Below are 864 nucleotides of genomic sequence, written 5' to 3'. Positions count from 1 at the left end.
AGAGTTTGTTGGGGAATTGATAAGGACTGGTAGCCGAGTCAACTTTGTATCGACCAAGAAACAAAGTAATGACCAAGCAGTGGCAACCACTGACCGACTACCAGTGGGCAGCAATTTCGCCTTTTTTTGACCTTCAGCGCAAACGTAAACACGAATTACGTACCATTATGGATGCTATTTTATGGCTGTCACGCACCGGCTGTCAGTGGCGAAACCTGCCCCCAAATTTCCCCCACTGGCAAGCCGTATACTACTACTTTGATCGCTGGAGCAAGGCCGACCACTTTGAACACATCAACGCGGCTCTCAACCAGCTCGATCGACAACAAGCAGACCGTGAGCCCTTACCTTCGGCGGTAAGCATTGATACACAATCGGTTAAACTTGCCCCCATGATCGGAGAATTGCGAGGTCTGGATGCCAATAAGAAAGTCAATGGGCGTAAACGTACCTTTGTCGTGGACACACAGGGACGACTTTGGGTAGCCGATGTAGATGCGGCCAACCGAGCTGATGGCTCATTGGGTCAAGCCTTAGTTGTAACCATTCTCTGGCGGATGGGTGAACGACTGGAGAAGGTCTTTGGGGATCAAGCCTATAATGGAATATTTGCCAAAGACCTTGACCGTTGGAGTATCGATTTTGAGAAAGCGTCGCGTCCTGAATCAGCACAAGGTTTTGTGCCGGTGGCTAAACGATGGGTCGTGGAACGGAGCATTGCCTGGACGAACTACTTTCGGAGAATCGTCAAAGACTATGAGCACACAGTATCTTCTTCGGCCAGTTGGCTATATCTGGCTAATAGCCAGATTATGTTACAACGCATTGAGACTTATTACCAAATGTGATTTCCCAACATGCTCT

Annotated in this window: 1 protein-coding gene; it reads left to right on the top strand. The window is 48.7% G+C overall.

Going from position 1 to position 864, the window contains the following annotated elements; all coding sequences use genetic code 11:
- Window positions 1–68 precede the first annotated feature (68 nt).
- Complete coding sequence (locus ACYVEA_RS34605) at window positions 69–848, top strand: IS5 family transposase (protein ID WP_461117916.1); 780 nt, start codon at window positions 69–71, stop codon at window positions 846–848.
- Window positions 849–864: the final 16 nt, after the last annotated feature.

This window comes from Spirosoma jeollabukense, from assembly GCF_054777855.1.
The sequence above is the reverse complement of the archived record's forward strand: the minus strand, read 5'-3'. Positions and strand labels throughout refer to the sequence as shown.

Excerpts from the sequence above, each read along its gene's own strand:
- ACYVEA_RS34605 (WP_461117916.1), top strand. The coding sequence starts at position 69 with ATGACCAAGCAGTGGCAACCACTGACCGACTACCAGTGGGCAGCAATT.